Raw genomic sequence first — 17,989 nt, 5'->3', positions numbered from 1 at the left:
CTTACCGGATGAAACCAGGTAATTCATTAAACCGTGCAGCTGATTCCGTGTCAAGTATGAAGTCTTTTACAGCCAGCAGGATTGATTTCTTCGCCGTATATAATTCGCGGTTATAATTTACTATAGTTGTTATTTCACTATCACTCAGGTGCACATATATGTTCTCCTTGTAAAGGGTTTGTACAGACTGGTTGTACTGTTCTGCCACCTGGTAATACAGTTGTATCATTTTTTCTGACTGCTCTCCACCTGGTCCATCCAGTATTGACAGCAATTGATGTATGAACGTGCTGATCCTATCCTGTGATAATTTGTAATATCCATATTTTAATTCATTGGAAGAGTTGCTGAGCTGAACGGCATCGCCCCAGGCGTCTTTCATGCTCTTTGCCGCATACATGGCATTCCGAAGCGCCGACACCAGGCTTTCGAGCCTTACGGTTTTATCCTTTTCGGAAGTGTTTGATTGAAGTTTTATATAATAGCCCTGGATATCACCATGCAGTTCCTTGATGAATTCATATTTTTCCGGAATACTGCGTTCGGAGTGTCCCTTTGCCTGGTGTATGGTGGGTACGGATATATTTTTAATGGCGAGGGAGTCCAGCGCAAAATCTATTACATGGTACATGAAATGCCTGATCTCTTTTTCAATAGCCTGGATAGCCAGTTCCGAATCGGTTACGGGTACGGCATGAATAAAGCTGGCTTCTGTTTCGGTTTGATGAAAGCGGTTCTGCAACCATTTTCCAAATACGTTAAGCAGAGGGAAAAATAACAGTATTCCTATAATGTTTACGGTGCTCTGGAAAAATACAAGGGCCACCAGGTTATCCTTTAGCCCGAAACTGCCAGTTATGAGATCCAGTATCGGGTGAAGAGAAATGAATACAACCAATGTCGTAATGGTATTGAATAAAAAATTGCCGAGAGCAACTCTTTTTTTGTCAGGAATGTTGCCCTGTGCAGCAATGAGAAGCTTTATGGTGGTACCGATTTCAGCCCCCAGTACGATGGCTGCTCCCTCATACAGGCTGATGCCGCCGGAATAAAGGGCAGACAATACCAGTGCTACAGTTGCGGAACTTGATTGTACGAGTGAGGTGATAACCATGCCTGCCAGGACAAAAACAATGGATGGGTATTGATTGAACTGGGACAGGTCAACCTGTTTTACGGTTTCTTCCATGCCCGTTTTCATGAAATCAAGTCCCAGTAACATAAAGCCGAATCCCAGGAAAAACTGCAGCCACCTGTGCCATTTACTGCCGGCGGAGTTCATGGCCCAGAGAATGCCTGCAAGGCCGGTTATAGGCAAGGCAAGGTTTTCAATATTGAATTTGAATCCTACAGTTGCAATAATCCAACTGGTTAGTGTGGTTCCAAGATTGGAACCCAGCATAAGGGCAAGCGCATTTTGCATTTTTATGACGCCTGCCCCCACAAAGGCCAGTACCATTATATTCACCACTGAACTGCTTTGAAGTATGCCGGTAACAACCGCACCGCCAAGAATGCCTTTGAATTTATTGGTTGTTTGTTTTCGGAGAAGAAGTTTAAACGGACGCCCCGCTATTGTCTTAAGCGAATCTTCCAGGAATCGCATTCCCAAAATGAAAATGGCAATGCCTGCTATCATCTTCCATATATCTGCCATTGCTGTCATATCAATCACCCTAAATGTACTATATTACTACTATCATGGCCGGCACATTTCCGACAGAAGGGTATTTTATCCATAACCGGGTTCAGTTGATCCGCGGAGGGAAACAATATTTTGACAGCCTGGTGAATCTTATCAATGGAGCGAAATCTTCGATCCATCTGCAGATGTACATAGTTGATGATGATGAAACAGGCATGAATATTATTGGCGCGCTCATGAATGCTGCCGGAAGAGGTGTCCAGGTGTTCATGCTGCTCGACGGTTATGCATCTCAGGTACTTTCCAGGAAAGTGGTAAAACAGATCATTGATTCAGGTATAAGGTTCCGCTGGTTTGAACCCTTATTCAGGTCCCCCTATTTTTATTTTGGCCGCAGGTTGCATCATAAGGTGATCGTTGTGGATGCATGCAGGTCATTGGTGGGAGGCGTGAATATCAGTGACCGGTATAACGATACCCCCGGAAGCGATGCATGGCTCGACTGGGCTGTTTTGGCTGAAGGGGAAGTGGCAGGAAGACTTTTCCTGATTTGCCAGGACCTATGGAATAAGTCGGGCTGGGGTAAGAAAAAAACTGAAAAATATAAGTTGCAGCCTGCATTGACAGAGCCACCTGAAAACAGTTGCCTGGTCCGGGTCAGACGCCAGGATTGGGTGCGCCGGCGTATAGAAATATCTGCCAGCTACCTGGAGATGATGGAAAATGCAAGGGAAGAAATTCTGATGATGTCGAGCTATTTCCTGCCCGGTCGTCAATTGCGCAGGAGTATGGCAGCTGCATCAAAGAGGGGCGTTCGCATTAGAATGATTGCGGCCGGGAAATCGGATGTTATGCTGGCTAAAAATGCCGAAAGGTACCTTTACAGGTGGTTGTTGAAAAACAGGGTTGAGTTATACGAATACCAGGCGAGTATCCTTCACGGAAAGATCAGTTGCGCTGATGGCAAATGGGCTACAGTGGGCTCTTTCAACATTAATTTCATCAGCGCCTATGCCAGTATTGAATTAAATCTTGATGTGCTGGATGATGATTTTTCCTGCACTGTCCAAAACGAATTGGAAGAGATCATCAGCCACCACTGTATTCCCATTACAGAACAGGAATGGTCGCAGCATTACAATCTCTTCCAACGCGCCTGGCAAAAATTTTCCTATGATCTCATACGCCTGATATTTTTCCTCTTTACCTTCTACTTCAAGCAGCGCAGATAGATCATAACCGATTACCTGAATTCATACCCAACGCCCATCAGTTGCGTCAGCAGGCTATTCGGGGCATCGGTAGCGGTACACCTTCCTTCCAGTTTGGGAGAAATGGGTGAGTGTACTGCCAGGTATTCTTCAATTACCTTGTGCAGGGTGGCGCCCATCTTTTTGGGCTGGGAAACTCCTTCCACCCGGCAGATGGTAGTATCAGGATCACCTTCCCTTTCACAGGCAATGAAACGGTATTGTTTGTTCATGTCAACCGGTTTGCCACCAACATTGATCCAGTTTACGCGCTTGCCCAATTCATTTCCAATGGTAAAGTTTACTTCCATTCCATTAAACCTTACTACCCAGCCGCCAAAGCGCTTGGCAGGATCTTTTGCAAATGCATTCTGAAGTTCTTTCTCCATCCAGTCCCACAATTGCCTTCCGGTAATAAAGCCTTCCTTGGCTTCGCTGTCGACCGGAAGCATGCTCCAGAGGAAATCGCGGGTAATATCTGCGGTTCCGGTTTTAGGGTCCGGTACCAGCGGCGGACAGAACCTGAAACCATTACTCAGTGCGATATCTGGTTTGAATTTCCACATAATGGCGTCGGTGATGAAATTATCCATGGGGGTTTCAATCACATAATAACGAACCAGTGGTGTTTTTGTCTTTCCGATTACGGTATCCAGTTCCTTTTTATAAGGAGCTCTTGCTTCTTCCACCAGTTTTTCCATCTGGGCATCTGGCTTGTATTTATAGGGGTCTACATCCAGCAACTGGTATGACTGGTCTTTTACAATGCCGTTTTCCAGCACAATATCCAGTTTGGCAACAAAGGATCCGAAAGCACCGGGCTCTGTTACTTTAGTATATTTCCCTTCAATAGGCTGACGAACCCTTTCGTGGGTGTCAGCGCCAAGGATATAATCAACTCCTGTTACTTCCTTCATATTTGCCAGGCCAACCTGTTGTGCAAGTCCCATATGCGTAACCAGGAAAACCATATCGCAATGCTCGTATTCCCTCAGCAGGCGTACGTATTTGGCAACATTCAGCTCGGGGAAGGTGAACTGGATACCATCGCTATATGCCGGAGACTGGCGTTTTGGGGTCAGCGGGTCATTGTAGCCAATGAACCCGATCTTTCGCCCGCCGATATTCTTGATAAAGTAAGGAGGGAAAATCAGGTCGCCATTAAAATCGTCATTGGTCTTGTGGAACATGTTGGCACAGACCTTCACACCATCATACGCAAACATGTCTTTCATCATCATTTCCTTGCCATATACTACTTCCCAGTTACCGGGCAACATGATGTCGTAACCGATATTGTTGATCAGCGGTATAATGGCCTTGCCTTCTGTGAGGGCCGCCACACCACCGCCCTGGAAGCAATCGCCGCCATCAATGACCAATGTACCTGCCGGATTCTTTTTCCTCAGTTGGTTGATCATAGATTTCAGGGTGGCAAATCCTCCTCTCTTTTTATACACCGGTTTCCCGTTCTCAATAAAAAACTCGTCGTGTATGCCCAGTTGTGAGTGAATGTCGGCAGTATGCAACATGGTAACTACGGTTGCCTTACCTTCTCTCACAGCCTTGTTGTTGTAGATATTTTTTTCCAGGTACCCGCCATCTTCATTAGCGAGTGCGCTGGCCGCAACGGGGGTTACAAGACCACCACCTACTCCGAGTCCCAGTCCCAGTCTGCCTGCAGTCCTAAGGAATTCACGACGACTATTGGCAGAGATTTCCAGGTGTAACTCTTTCTCTTTCTCCGAAATTGATTCCGCACCGCAACTTTTGCAGCTGCAGCCGGCAATGTGATGTACTGGCATGGCAATCGATTGTTTAAAGTTCAGTATTAACGGGATACACTCTTCTTCGCAGCATCCCTTGCTTCTTTGATTGGTTTGAATGGACCGAATTTATGTTGTTCCTCACCGAATCCATCTGAGAAAGGTCCGAAAGGATGGTCAATCGGTTTCTTTGATATATCGGGCCAGTCCTGGCTGATATCTTTTTTAGGCCTTGGCTGTGAATTTACAAATGCAGCAACATCCCATGCTTCGGCATCTGTTAATACCGGATGGTCATATGTTGCCTGAAGGAAAGGCATATTGGCCTTTACGTAACCGGCAAATCTTGATAACCGGAATAAACCTGCGCCATCATTATAACTGTGAGGCCCCCATAATGGCGGGTATACATATCCTGAACCATCTGGTTTAGGTTGTCCTTCACCGTTAGCGCCATGACAAGTCTGGCAACTTGCGATATAAACAGATTTACCTTTTGCAGGGTCGGCAGCTCGTTCCAGATATGGCAGGTCGAGGATACCACTTCCTGCTGGTGATTCGCCCTTGGGAACCTCATCACCAACCCAATGCAGGTAGGCTATTATTGCTTTCATTTCCCTGCTGTTGGTGTCCAGGGCTTTTCCGTTGAGGCTCCTTTCAAAACAGTCGTTAACCCTTTTGGAAACTGTCTCAATCTGGCCGCTGCGGGCACGCAGTTTCGGATAGGTGGATACCACGGCGCTGTAGTTATTCCCCCAGGGAATCGTACCGCCTTCAACGTGGCAGTTCTGGCAGTTCATTCCATTACTGATAGGCGCTACCGTGCCTTTGGGGCCGAGGTAATAAGAGGTATTGGAAATCAGTTCGTGACCGTATCTTTCCAGCGTATCACCCGGCTTAATAGAATAGTGGCTCCATCCCCTCCATGGAGTAACTGCAGAATCTTTATCAGCTTTTACCGTATCTGTCTTTTCATCACCACAGGAAGCTAAAACTGCGGTGGTTATGCCGAATACGACAAGGGTTCTCAACGGTAATTTGGCAATCGTTCCCATTCCTTTTATTGAATTAAGTTTAAAAATGAGGATTTTGAAAAACATGGTATGTGATAATTATCACAGATCGCATTTATCATCGATACATCGCCTGGGACGGATGAATCCTGAGATGAACATCACCCCGCCGAAAATGTATAAAGGCCAGGCATCGTCAAACTGGGTGGCCACTCCAATAAATACTGAACCCAATCCAAACCTTATGATGCGGTGAAGCCAGACAGGATCAATTTTTTCCAGCATTGTTAATGTTTTTAAAAATTATAATTTATGATCAGGTTGAAATGTGACTTGTCCACTTTGTTGATTATGTATTTCGGATTTCCGAAATCTTTTCCAATGCCTCCTTTATATACATAAATAAATTGTGCATCAAACCCTTTCAAAACTTTCTGGAAGTCATATTTCAACGTAGCATTTAACTGGTTATATGACGGCAGGCCGTACTTGTTATGTGCGGTATTGGTTACCTCCGCCAAATAATAATGTCCGTAACCCAGGGTTGATTTCAGGTGTACCCTGGGAAAGGCATAACTGAATTTTGCCACCACAGCATCGAGGTCACCGTTTCCTTCATTTCTTTCCCTTGGTAAAAAAGTATAGAACGGATCCTTTCCCCATTCGCGTGGCATCAGGTAGCGGCCGTCTTTGGTAATTCGTGTATAGTTGAGGGAGGCATCCCAGCGGGTGTCCTTGACCCCGGCCATGAGGCCCCATACATAACTTTTACTGCCCTTTTCAAAATAGGTTTTTGACGGATCTTCATTACCGCCATCATTGATGGCATCCTGCCGGATCAGTTGCAGACCGGCAGTGAGTTTCAGCCGGTTGTTCAATGGTTTCACAAGGTCTGCCTGCACCATTGCTGTATTAAAAATATTGTCTACATATTGTTCCCATAACTGAACTGTCAGGTGTTTTCCGATTTTTCTCTGAATGCCTAAAACAGCTATTCCGCCACTTTCAAGCTGGTTGCGGTAATTGGATGGTGTGCCATCAACGGCCACTCCCATGGAATATACTCCGATAGATTCCCCGATACTGAACCATTCAACCGTACTTCTGGGAGATATTTGCCATAAATAACCTGCAGTAATGGTGGTGTTTTTGAATTCCCTGAAATTAACCATGGCGCCGTCCATTTCAGTAGGCCTCATCCGGCCGTCCTGCTGGTTGATAAATGGCATTTCGGGTAGTTGTTTACCTGCTATGATATCGGATTTCCTGAAATTATATTTCAGGTACAATTCTTCCAGCCGGTCAATGTCATTTTTGTTTTCCGGGTCCTGGATATCGAATAGTCCCAGTTCATAACGGTTGGCAGCACCGCTTGCCGGATCGGGAGTGGCGAGGTCAGACGAGCCGATATTGTATATAAAAAAACCGCCTACACCTAACTGAAAACCTTTAAAGGGCGCCGTTTCATATTTGATGCCTCCGCCCAATGCGTTGGCATAATAATCCGTCAGTCCGCTGGCATTATCTGTTGCCATGAAAAAATACCGGAAGTGTCCATGGATATGCCCTTTTTTGAAAGCATGCAGAATGGAAGTGGTGTCGGATTCTTTTTTGTCCGGTTGCGGGTGTTCCTCCTGGGCCTGCAGTCGCGTGGATGTTATTATTATAAAAGTGAACAGAAATTTGAAAATTCTTTTCATCGGTAATTTTTTATTGCAGGGAGCTTTTGAAGCTCTCCCGGGCAGGTACAAAATTCCTGTATAGTTGTTGCCCTGTCTGTGATTTGTATCACCGATAGGGCATACGGACATGTGGCAGGAAGGTCAGCCTGCAACAAAAAACAACTAGCTTTGTTAATATTTTAAAAAAGAGAAAATGGGCATCCTCAGGCAATTGGCAGAATATCTCTATATAAAGAAAAGGGATCCGAATGCTCCCCGCACAAAATGGATTGGATACATGCATGGCATCAACAGGCTGTCTCTGTTAATGTTTGCTGCGGCACTTATTTACATGCTGATCAGGTTTATTTTTTTCCGGCGCTGAATTGCAATGGGTGCTGCATAAATTGCCAGATACTTTCAGCCGCCTGTGCGGAGGCATTTCCTCCTTTTTGCAAAATGGATTTTAACTCCCTGTAATCTGTTTCAATGCGGTTTCGGTATGGACTTTCTGCAAGAAGATTTTTAAGTTCCTGCCCAAGGTTGTTCACATTCATATCATCCTGGATCAATTCTTTAACGATGAGACGGTCCATGATGAGGTTTACCAGCGAGATATACCTGACCTTGATAAGCCTTTTTGCGATTAGGTAGGAAATCCTGTTGCCTTTATAGCAAACCACCTGCGGTACGCCGAACAGGGCTGTTTCCAGGGTGGCGGTACCGGATGTGACCAGGGCTGCGCGCGACTGCATTAGCAGCGCATAGGTGGCATTGCTGGCGGTTGTTACATTGGGATAGGGAGCCAGTAATGGTTCATAAAAGGAATCGGGCAGGCCCGGTGCTTTCGCAACTACAAAGCGGAGTCCCGGAAACATTTTGGTTGTTTCCAGCATCACAGGCAGTTTTTTCAGTATTTCCTGCCGACGGCTTCCGGGCAGCAGGGCAACTAATTTTTCATCTGGTTTTATTTCCGGATTTGATGCGGTAAACTGGTCGATCACTTCGATCAACGGGTGACCAACATATTCGACATCATAGTTCCATTTTTCATAAAATGGTTTCTCAAAGGGGAGAATAACCAGCATTTTGTCAATGGATGACTTGATGATCTTCACCCTGTTTTCCTTCCATGCCCACACCTGGGGAGAAATATAGTAAATGGTACGATAGCCTGATTGCTTTGCCCAGGCAGCAATGCGAAGGTTGAAGCCGGGGTAGTCGATGAAAATAATTACATCCGGAGAAAACTCTGTAATATCCTGTTTGCAGAAATCAATATTGCGGAGAATGGTACGAAGGTTCGCTATCACCTCCACAAAACCCATGAACGCCAGTTCGGAATAATGTTTTACTAAACTTGCGCCCGCCTGTTCCATCTTGTCACCGCCCCAGCACCTGATCTCGGCAGCAGTATCCCTTTTCCTTATTTCCCTGATGAGGTTACTCCCATGCAGGTCCCCGCTTGCTTCACCGGCAATGATGTAATATTTCATATGGGTAAAGATAGTAAGAGGTGGGAAGTGAGCGGAGAGAGGGGTTAAAATAGTTTGATAAGCAGCACGGTAATTCCGTACAGGAGGGTGGCTACAAATACACCGCGCGCTGTTTTGTCTTTCCGGCTGTTGATATAAATGGTGAACAGCACAGCATTGGCCACCAGTGAAATGCTGCTGACAGCAGTCAATAATGACTTGTACTGCTTCATATAACCCAGGTATTCTGTAAATGGAACATGCCTGGGGAGGAAGGCTACGAGGTAATAGATCAGCATACCCAGCAGGGGGGCTAAAATTCCCAGCACTATTCCCAATTTGATATTATCTTTTTTTAACATCGGATTTCCAGCTTTTTTCAAGTTTGGCTTTTAAAACGTAATTGGTCAGGTCAAATTGTACCGGCACCACACTTACATAGTTATTCTGCAGCGCCCATACATCAGTGTCCCTGCCTTTGTCGAAGTTCAGGAACTCCCCGGTGAGCCAGTAATACCGCCGCCCGTGCGGGTCCTGACGCTCCAGAAAATCTTCCTGGTATTTGGCATAAGCCTGCCGGCAGATCTTAATTCCTTTTATCTGATCTTCCGGTACTGCCGGGATGTTTACATTCAAAACAAGGTGTTTGTCATGTTTTTTGCTCAGCACCATTTCTGTTATCTGACGGGCATAGATAGCCGCTGCGGAAAAATCTGCTTCAATACTGTAATCGAGCAGCGAAAAACCAATGGACGGAATGCTTTCTATCGCAGCTTCCACGGCAGCAGACATGGTTCCTGAATAAATTACATTGATGGAATGGTTGGCACCGTGGTTGATGCCGCTCAGACAGATATCGGGTTTTCGGTGCAATACCTTGTCCACTGCAAGTTTTACACAGTCAACAGGTGTGCCTGTGCAGGAATATGCTTCTATGCCTTCAAAATAATGAACCGGGTGAAGCCTCAGGGGAGAACCGATGGTTATGGCATGACCCATACCGGATTGCGGCTTGTCGGGGGCCACTACCACCACCTTGCCCAGGTCTTTTACTGCTTCGATCAGGTTTTTTATGCCGGGTGCCGTTACGCCATCATCATTGGTGATCAGGATGATGGGCTGGTCTTTCTTTTTTCTGGTTGTAGCCATAGCGATAAGTAAAAATCAAAAATCAGCTTTAATTTTTAATTCTCTGTTTTTTGGTTGTTTGATAAAAATATTAGTAAGTTTGTGCTAAATCAGTTAGCATGTCATTTGCCGGAAAAAACCTCAAGTACCTGCGAAAACTACGTGGATGGACGCAGGAGGATTTTGCAGCCAGGTTAAAAATCAAGCGTTCCCTGCTCGGAGCTTATGAAGAAGAACGGGCTGAACCGCGGCTGGAAGTGCTTGAAATGGTCAGTGATATCTTTAAGGTCAGCCTTGATGAGCTGTTCCTGAAAGACCTTGGTGACACAAAGGGAAGTTATATTGCGAAACGGCGGGCTCAGAAACTTACCGTTGAGCCTACTGTCATCCAGTTTGTTCCGGTAAAGGCAGCAGCAGGCTACCTGGCGGGTTTTGCCGACCCCGAGTTCATTGATGAACTGAATACTTTTACGCTGCCTATGCTGGCTCCCGGGCAATACCGGGCTTTTGAAATCATTGGTGATTCCATGCTGCCAACACCCAGCGGTTCGGTGATTGTAGGTGAAAAAGTCGATGACCTCGAATCCCTGAAAACCAGCAATACCTATATAGTTGTTTCCCGGCAGGAAGGCATTGTCTATAAAAGGGTGATGAAAAATCCCAGATCCAGGCAAAAACTGACGCTGGTCAGTGATAACCCGGTGTACCAGCCATACAATGTAGATGCAGATGATATTGTGGAAGTTTGGCAGGCCCAGATGGTCATTACCCGGGCTAACCAGCAGCAGAGATGGGATGTGAACCAATTGGCTTCCATCGTAACCAACCTGCAGGAACAGGTCAGCACCCTGAAAAAGAAGATGAATTAATTAAAGTTGGTTGTTTTTTAGTATTATGGGTTAGTAATCCCCGCCTTAGGGCGGGGTTTTTCTTATTGTTTGATGAATGGTTCACGGCTTTCGGGTGCATGGATTAGTTTTACAATTCACAGGGAAATGATGCGATTTTTTTTACTCTTATGGATTCTGCTGTCAGGATATTTCCTGGCTGCCCAAAATAAACAGACAATTACCACCAGGGTCGGTCACGCTCCGAAACTGGATGGTGTGCTTGACGATGAGGCCTGGAAGGGGGTGGCAGAAGCCGGCGATTTTATTACCAACCAACCAAGTTTTGGTAAGGCAGCCAGCCAAAGGACCAGCGTAAAAGTTGTATACGACCATTATGCTATTTACATCGCCGCTCAATTGTATGATGATCCCACAGCTGTAAGACGTCAACTGACAGCGCGCGACCAGCACAACAGGGCAGATGCTGATCATTTTGCCATTTTTATTGATACATATAAGGACAGACAGAATGGGTTTCAGTTCCTGGTCACTTCCCGTAACGTACAGAGTGATGCCCGGCTTTCGGCTAATTTTTCAGGAGACTGGGGTAATTACGGAGATGTAAGTTGGGATGCAGTTTGGGATAGCCGGGTTGCCATGAATAAAGAAGGATGGTCAGTGGAAATGAAAATCCCCTACAGTGCCATCCGATTTTCAAAGGATTCCCTGCAGTCCTGGGGTATACAATTCCTCCGTTTTTCACGAGCCCATAATGAAACGAGTTTCTGGAACCCGGTCAATCCGGCGGTTAATGGTTTTGTGAACCAGTTTGGTGACCTGGAAGGTTTGAAGGACCTTGCACCACCGCTTCGCCTGAGCTTTTCTCCCTATATCAGCGGTGGTTACAGGTCCAACCCACCTGACCCGAGTGGCAACCGCCAGCAGGAATGGCTGAAAAGCGGGGGCATGGACCTCAAATGGGGCGTTAATGAAAGTTTTACCCTCGATGCTACCCTGGTGCCGGATTTTGGTCAGGTGATCTCCGATAATAAAGTCAATAACCTCACACCCTTTGATATCCAGTTCCAGGAAAACCGCCCCTTCTTTACCGAAGGAACCGAATTATTCAATAAGGCCGACATCTTCTATTCACGTCGGGTTGGCCGAACCCCGGCAGGATATTCCGGTGTGGATGCTCTTGCAGATAACGGGAAATATTCTGTCGTTAAAAATCCATCTGTTACCCCCCTTTATAATGCGATCAAATTTTCCGGACGTAACAAGCACAACCTGGGTATAGGAGTCTTTAATGCAGTAACCCGCCCGGTTAATGCCATTATAAGAAATCAATCCAGTGGCCGCGACTCACTGATCAGGACCGAAGAAATGGCAAACTATAATATTGTGGTGCTCGACAAGGCCCTGCAGAACCGTTCTTATATCAGTTTTACCAATACCAATGTTTTAAGGAACGGATCTGCTGCTGATGCCAATGTAACGGCTCTCGACCTTGGATTGTACACAAAGGACAACAGGCATGCGCTCTTCCTGAAACCCAGGTATAGCAGGATTACCGGCCCTGATGGCTACGATGGCTGGGCCAATTATGCAAGTTTTGGAAAAGTAAGCGGACAATGGCAATGGAACCTGGGAAGTTCGGTTGAGTCTGACCGTTATAATACAAATGACATGGGTTTCCTGCTGGCGCCAAATGAAATTACCACCGAAGGCAGTATCAGTTACAATGTGTTTACCCCAACAATTCGCTTTCTCCAGCAACGCTACAAATTATATGCCGAGCAAACCAACCTCTATAAACCATACGGTTTTCAATCGGTACAAATAAAAGCAAGTGCCTTCTGGTGGTTCAAGAATTTCTGGGATATGACCGCTGAATTGGTCCTGAATCCAGTCAAATACTATGATTATTTTGAATTGCGGTCCAACTATAAAAAACTTATGAGGCCATCATGGTTTTATGTAGGATTGAGTGGCAGCACGGACAGTCGTAAAAGATTGTATGGATATTGGAATATCGGGTTTGCAGAAAGTAAGGATGTGTATAATGACATGTATTACCGGCTGAATAATGGTATCAGGTATCGCTTCAGTCAAAGGTTTTCCGCAGAACTCAGCAATAACCTCCAGAGTGATAACGGGCAGGTCGGCTATGCATTTGAAAGAGAAGCAAACGGTGAACCAATCGCTGCATTGAGAAAAGTTTATGATGTAGCAACGGTCCTAAGCGGAATTTATAATTTCACTCCAAGGATGAATATGACCTTCAGGGGAAGACATTACTGGAGTAAGGTGACCAACAGAAAATTCTTTACGGTTGACGGTGATGGTAACTGGATTGATCGGCCTTTCCTTAATGGCAGGGACCAAAACGTGAACATATTTAATGTGGATGTATTTTATGTCTGGGATTTCAGGTTGGGTTCCAGGATAGTTGCCGGCTGGAAAAACTGGGTTGATCCGCAGTCAACAAACGATATCAAAACCCATCCTGGTTATACGCAGAACCTCAATCAGGTGTTTAACATGGGACATGGCAATGAATTCACCATCCGTTTTATCTATTTTCTCGATTACCAGGACCTCAGAAAAAAGCAGCCGCTTCTTTAAATGTATTACAGTGTGCGGTTATGATATCGCGGATATCTGGCGAATAGCCACCACCCATGGCTACCGTACAGGGAATACCATGCCCATGCAGGGTGCTGAAAACAAAATGGTCCCGCTCACGACAACCTTCCCTGCTGACCTTTAACTTGCCGAATTTATCGGTTGATAAAATATCTACTCCTGAAAGATAAAATGCGAAATCGGGACGGAACCGGTCTATCAATGGAGGCAGGTTTTGTTTCAGCAGATATAGATATGTAGCCGTATCAGTTCCATCTTCCAGCGGAATATCCAGGTCTGACCGTTCCTTATGGAATGGGTAATTATGCCGTCCATGCATGCTGAAAGTAAACACCGCGGGCTGGTTTTCAAAGATTTTGGCTGTACCGTTTCCCTGGTGCACATCCAGGTCAATGATGAGAATTCTTTTAGCGAGGTGATGGCGGAGGAGGTAATTGGCTGCTACCGCGAAGTCATTCAGCAGGCAAAATCCTTCCCCGCGATCGGAAAATGCATGATGTGTGCCCCCGGCAACATTCAGCCCGATACCATTCTGCAATGCATGGATGCTGCAGTTGATGGTCCCCTGGGTAATAACCAGTTCCCTTAGTGTCAGTTCAGGTGATTGCGGAAATCCTATTTGCCTTTGTTCCTTTGCTGAAAGCGTTTGGTCTTTCAGTTTTTTTAAGTAACCGGCATCGTGTGTTGACAATATGATCTCATCGGCACAAACCTCCGGCTGATGAAGGTTATCCGCTGTAATGACCTGCTCAAACATTAATTGTTCGGGAATGAGTTCATATTTTAACATGGGAAAACGGTGCCCATCAGGAAGGGGATGGGCATATAACGGATCAAAGGCAATGTAAAGATTCGAGTCACTCATTGCAGGGAAATTATCTGCTGTTCGGCAAGGACAAAAACACGCGCTTCCGGGGAGGGTTCAATGATGGCAAGTCCGGTAAAATCTCCAAATGCCGGCAAAATTGCATGGTTTTGGTCGAAATAAAAACAGGGCAGGCGCAGTGATTGCCGTCCCTGCCCGCTGATCCGCACACCAGGGTGGATATGCCCGGAAAAAATATATTGTTCATTTGCCTGACTCAGGTCCGGCGTCCATTCATGGGTAAAGCAAAATGGGCCATCTCTTAATATACCGTCGTGAAGGTCGATATTGTTCTCCCGGTACCATTCAATGGGCAGGATATCATGGTTGCCCTTCACCAGGCGAATGCCAATGCCGGAATGATCGTTTCTCCATTTTGCAAAAAGATCGGCTTCCCTGTTGGCGGCAGAATGAAAGAAATCACCAACAATGATAATGCCTGAAGGCTGGAAATATTGTACCAGTGAAAACAATCGCTGGAGGTCATTACGGTATACATGTTGCGGAACTGCTATGCCGGACTTCCTGAAATGCCCGGTTTTTCCAAAGTGCAGGTCTGATACAATCAGAAAACGCCTTGATTCCCAGAAAATGGCTTTCATGGGCGACAGCCAAAGTTGCTGTCCGGAAACGGTAAAAGAAATCGGGGCCTGCATGCTGGTGCAAATCTAAAAGGATTATTTTTAAGAAATTGTTCCAGCCAATCCTGAAAATATGAGTACACAAAACCCGTTTGAACAGCAGGGCAATAAATTGCCCACCTTTTTGAATGTCTTGACAATCCTGACTTTTATCGGATCAGCCATTCTGTTATTTTCCATGCCGTTGGCCAAATTAAGTATGCGCATGACCAAAAAAGCGCTTGAAAACTCTGAGGCAATGGATAAATTATCTGCCGAACAGGTGGAAGAAATGGAAAGGACAGTTCGCACATTTGACCTGATGGAGGCCAATGCTGTACCCTTGTGGATTGTTACCATTCTTGCAGCTGTGCTATGTGTATATGGCGCAATTCGGATGCGAAAATTAAAAAAGGAAGGATTTTACATTTATGCAATTGGTGAATTTCTGCCTTTGATTGGTGGTGTAATTATTCTGGGGTTTGCCAACCAGTTTCCCAGTACCGGCAGTTATGTAGCAGGGATTGGTTTTCCTGTTCTTTTCACTGTATTGTACGCCACCCAGTTGAGGCACATGAATTAAATGGTTATTTCAGCAACTGCGATTGCATTTTTTTGATCCTGTCTTCCAGTTTTTCGGAAGTCAGGTTTTCCCTCATGCTGTCCACTTTGATCGGGAAACAGAAAGGTGTAAGCCTTTCCGGGAACTCCAGAATGATGCGGCTTTGCCGGATACGATGCAACATTTCCCGCAACCTCGTTTCCTCCATTTGCTGGTCAAAAACTTCCCGGTAGGCCTGGCGCATGAGAAGATTGTCCGGATCGTATTCCTGGAATACTTTAAAGATGAGCGAGGCACTTGATTGCAGGTGTCTCGCTTTTTTATGTTCACCCGGGTAACCCTGGAAGATAAGACCGCCGATGACGGCGATATCCCTGAATTTTCGTTTAGCCATCTCCGTGCTATTCACACTTCGCTGTATATCGGCAAAGAGGTTTTCCGGTGAGAAAAGTTCATACACATTGGAATCATCAACCGGTATTGGCTGATCGCTCAGCAGTTCAAAGCCGTAGTCGTTCATGGCAAAGGAGAATGTGATCGGCTGTCTTCGGCTGATTCGGGAAGAAAGAATGGCAGCCATGGCCTCGTGTACCAGACGCCCTTCAAAAGGGAAAACAAAGAGATGGAAGCCATCCTTTGTTTCGATCTGCTCGATAAGTAATTCATCTGCCCTGGGCACCTTGCTCAGCTCCGATTGTAGTTCAAAAAGGGGCTGTAGTACATCCAGCTCAGGGATTCCTGTCCTGCCCGAACCCGCTGCATTGAACTGTTCCCGAAGCAACTTACCCAGATTTGCCGACAAGGGCATCCTGCCTCCCTGCCAACTGGGTACGATTGATTTTTTCGCAGTTGATTTTCTGACAAGAACGGTCATGTCCTTGATCATGACCAACTCCAGGTTCCGTCCGGCAAGTGTAAAGCTTTCACCAGGTTCAAGCCTCGAAATGAACCATTCTTCTATTACCCCTACATAACCACCGGAGATGAATTTTACTTTCAGCATGGCATCGCTGACGATGGTGCCGATATGCATGCGGTGACGCATCGCAATTCTCCTGTTGGTGATTCTGTACAGGTTATTTATGATTTCAACTTTATGGTAATCATCATACTGCTGAAGTGCTTTCCCCCCGGTGGTCAGAAACTGCAGCACCTGCTCCCATTCTTCTGTAGTCATCTCCCTGAAACAGAATGTCGATTTGACCTCACGGAATATCTGTTCCGGGTCAAAGCCTTCTGATATGGCGAGGGTGCAGAGGTATTGCAGCAGTACATCAAAGCAAAGTATCATCGGCTCCCGTGATTCTATTATATTTTGGCGGATGGCTTCCTTTAGTGCGGATGCTTCCACCAGTTCCAGGGAGTGTGTTGGGAGGAAATATATCCTGCTGGGTGCGCCTGGCTGGTGGCCGCTTCTTCCCGCTCGCTGGAGAAAACGTGCCACCCCCTTTGGTGAGCCTACCTGTATAACGGTCTCGACTGGTCGAAAATCAACACCAAGATCAAGGCTGGCCGTACAAACCACACATTTCAGCCTGGCAGTATGCAAGGCTTCTTCCACCCAGATACGCAGTTCCTGCTCGATGCTGCCGTGATGTAATGCTATGGCTCCGGCAAGGTCAGGAGCAGCATGTAATAATTCCTGGTACCACCGTTCACTCATGCCCCTGGTATTGATGAAGAGCAGTGTGGTAGTACTTTTTCGGATGATGGGAACAATTTTGTCCACCAGCCGGATGCCCAGGTGGCCGGCCCAGGGATATTTTTCTATTTCATCGGGCAGGATAGAATAAACCTCCGTCGTCTTCGGAAGTTTTGCAGTGATGGTCCTTCCCATTTTATTCAGGGGCGACAACAATACTTCCCTTGCCTGTTCCAGATTTCCGATGGTGGCGGAAATGGCGAAAACCGAGATGGTTTGACGCTCGCGGTTTGTTGTTTGTGATTGGCTTTGCTGAAGAGATATAATGCGGGAGAGGGCAAGCTCAACCTGAACACCTCTTTTGCTGCCGAGCAGTTCATGCCATTCATCTACGGCAATGACCTGGAGGGATTGGAAAATTTCGGGATACCCCTTTTGCGCAAGCAGGAGATGAAGGCTTTCCGGGGTAATGATCAGTATTTCCGGCATATGTGCTTTCTGCTTTTGCCTTTCTGCCGTAGATGTATCACCATTCCGGATGCCTACCTTCCATTGCATTCCCAGTTCTGATATCACTTCTTCCATTGCCCGGCCGATATCCTTTGCCAATGCCCTGAGCGGCGTGACCCATAATAATTGCAATTTATTTTTTGATAGCCTCTGATAATCCTTCGGGTTTTCATTGATAAAACGGATCAGTGCCCCCAGGAAAACCGAAAATGTTTTTCCATATCCGGTTGGCGCGTTAACAAGTCCGCTTTGCCTGGAATGGATGGCTTCCCAGGTCTCTTCCTGGAAGGGAAACGGGGAAAATCCCTTTTCGGTTAACCATTGACGTATTACATTGTATCCTATGGTCTGCTGAAGTTTCAATGAGGTGGAA

At 46.1% G+C, this 17,989-nt stretch carries 16 protein-coding genes; 5 read left to right on the top strand and 11 right to left on the bottom strand.

Translation table 11 applies throughout. The features are described 5' to 3' along the window. Position 1 precedes the first annotated feature (1 nt). Positions 2–1,666, bottom strand: coding sequence for a Na/Pi cotransporter family protein (locus tag BC349_RS04685; protein ID WP_187255565.1), 1,665 nt, complete (start codon positions 1,664–1,666; stop codon positions 2–4). 14 nt (positions 1,667–1,680) lie between these two features. On the opposite strand from BC349_RS04685, the gene BC349_RS04680 reads away from it, so the two are divergent. Further along, entirely contained in the window at positions 1,681–2,877 is a 1,197-nt protein-coding gene (locus tag BC349_RS04680; protein WP_246456776.1) for a phospholipase D-like domain-containing protein, read from the top strand. An 11-nt stretch (positions 2,878–2,888) separates the two neighbouring features. Here the strand turns inward: BC349_RS04680 and BC349_RS04675 are convergent, their stop codons facing one another. Genes BC349_RS04675 through BC349_RS04660 form a run of 4 tightly spaced genes read right to left on the bottom strand, consistent with a single transcriptional unit; the run spans position 2,889 to position 7,374 of the window. Then, on the bottom strand, positions 2,889–4,700 hold the full coding sequence (locus BC349_RS04675) for a bifunctional metallophosphatase/5'-nucleotidase (protein WP_187255564.1): 1,812 nt from the start codon (positions 4,698–4,700) through the stop codon (positions 2,889–2,891). Between the two features lie 26 nt (positions 4,701–4,726). Further along, the gene (locus tag BC349_RS04670) at positions 4,727–5,761 is read right to left on the bottom strand and encodes a c-type cytochrome (RefSeq protein WP_187255563.1); all 1,035 of its coding nucleotides are present in this window, start codon (positions 5,759–5,761) and stop codon (positions 4,727–4,729) included. A 15-nt stretch (positions 5,762–5,776) separates the two neighbouring features. Further along, positions 5,777–5,959, bottom strand: coding sequence for a hypothetical protein (locus BC349_RS04665; protein ID WP_187255562.1), 183 nt, complete (start codon positions 5,957–5,959; stop codon positions 5,777–5,779). A gap of 11 nt (positions 5,960–5,970) precedes the next feature. Beyond that, positions 5,971–7,374, bottom strand: coding sequence for an OprD family outer membrane porin (locus BC349_RS04660; RefSeq protein WP_187255561.1), 1,404 nt, complete (start codon positions 7,372–7,374; stop codon positions 5,971–5,973). Positions 7,375–7,549: 175 nt separating this feature from the next. On the opposite strand from BC349_RS04660, the gene BC349_RS04655 reads away from it, so the two are divergent. Further along, the gene (locus BC349_RS04655; protein ID WP_187255560.1) at positions 7,550–7,720 is read left to right on the top strand and encodes a DUF6728 family protein; all 171 of its coding nucleotides are present in this window, start codon (positions 7,550–7,552) and stop codon (positions 7,718–7,720) included. On the opposite strand, the gene lpxB is transcribed toward BC349_RS04655, so the two are convergent. From lpxB to surE, 3 genes are read right to left on the bottom strand one after another with little or no spacing between them, the layout of a single operon-like run. Next, a complete protein-coding gene (gene lpxB / locus BC349_RS04650) occupies positions 7,701–8,831 on the bottom strand; it encodes a lipid-A-disaccharide synthase (protein WP_187255559.1) in 1,131 nt (376 codons plus the stop codon). The two genes, BC349_RS04655 and lpxB, sit on opposite strands and share 20 nt — an antisense overlap. Positions 8,832–8,875: 44 nt before the next feature. Beyond that, complete coding sequence (locus BC349_RS04645) at positions 8,876–9,172, bottom strand: hypothetical protein (RefSeq protein WP_187255558.1); 297 nt, start codon at positions 9,170–9,172, stop codon at positions 8,876–8,878. Further along, complete coding sequence (gene surE, locus BC349_RS04640; RefSeq protein ID WP_187255557.1) at positions 9,156–9,959, bottom strand: 5'/3'-nucleotidase SurE; 804 nt, start codon at positions 9,957–9,959, stop codon at positions 9,156–9,158. The genes BC349_RS04645 and surE overlap by 17 nt, the downstream gene beginning before the upstream one ends. Positions 9,960–10,057: 98 nt before the next feature. Here surE and BC349_RS04635 point away from each other — a divergent pair, with 98 nt between their 5' ends. Next, on the top strand, positions 10,058–10,807 hold the full coding sequence (locus BC349_RS04635) for an XRE family transcriptional regulator (protein WP_187255556.1): 750 nt from the start codon (positions 10,058–10,060) through the stop codon (positions 10,805–10,807). Between the two features lie 126 nt (positions 10,808–10,933). Continuing rightward, complete coding sequence (locus tag BC349_RS04630) at positions 10,934–13,396, top strand: DUF5916 domain-containing protein (RefSeq protein WP_187255555.1); 2,463 nt, start codon at positions 10,934–10,936, stop codon at positions 13,394–13,396. On the opposite strand, the gene BC349_RS04625 is transcribed toward BC349_RS04630, so the two are convergent. Both BC349_RS04625 and pdeM read right to left on the bottom strand, forming a co-directional pair. Further along, the gene (locus tag BC349_RS04625) at positions 13,371–14,282 is read right to left on the bottom strand and encodes a histone deacetylase family protein (RefSeq protein WP_187255554.1); all 912 of its coding nucleotides are present in this window, start codon (positions 14,280–14,282) and stop codon (positions 13,371–13,373) included. The two genes, BC349_RS04630 and BC349_RS04625, sit on opposite strands and share 26 nt — an antisense overlap. Continuing rightward, positions 14,279–14,938: a ligase-associated DNA damage response endonuclease PdeM gene (gene pdeM, locus BC349_RS04620; protein ID WP_187255553.1), complete on the bottom strand. Its 660-nt coding sequence runs from the start codon at positions 14,936–14,938 to the stop codon at positions 14,279–14,281. Before pdeM ends, BC349_RS04625 begins: the two co-directional genes overlap by 4 nt. Positions 14,939–14,996: 58 nt before the next feature. On the opposite strand from pdeM, the gene BC349_RS04615 reads away from it, so the two are divergent. Next, positions 14,997–15,485, top strand: a complete 489-nt coding sequence (locus BC349_RS04615; protein WP_187255552.1) for a hypothetical protein — start codon at positions 14,997–14,999, stop codon at positions 15,483–15,485. A 4-nt stretch (positions 15,486–15,489) separates the two neighbouring features. Here the strand turns inward: BC349_RS04615 and BC349_RS04610 are convergent, their stop codons facing one another. Further along, complete coding sequence (locus tag BC349_RS04610; protein WP_187255551.1) at positions 15,490–17,979, bottom strand: ligase-associated DNA damage response DEXH box helicase; 2,490 nt, start codon at positions 17,977–17,979, stop codon at positions 15,490–15,492. Positions 17,980–17,989: the final 10 nt, after the last annotated feature.

This window comes from Flavihumibacter stibioxidans (assembly GCF_014332695.1).
GTDB classification, from domain to species: domain Bacteria; phylum Bacteroidota; class Bacteroidia; order Chitinophagales; family Chitinophagaceae; genus Flavihumibacter; species Flavihumibacter stibioxidans.
The sequence above is the reverse complement of the archived record's forward strand: the minus strand, read 5'-3'. Positions and strand labels throughout refer to the sequence as shown.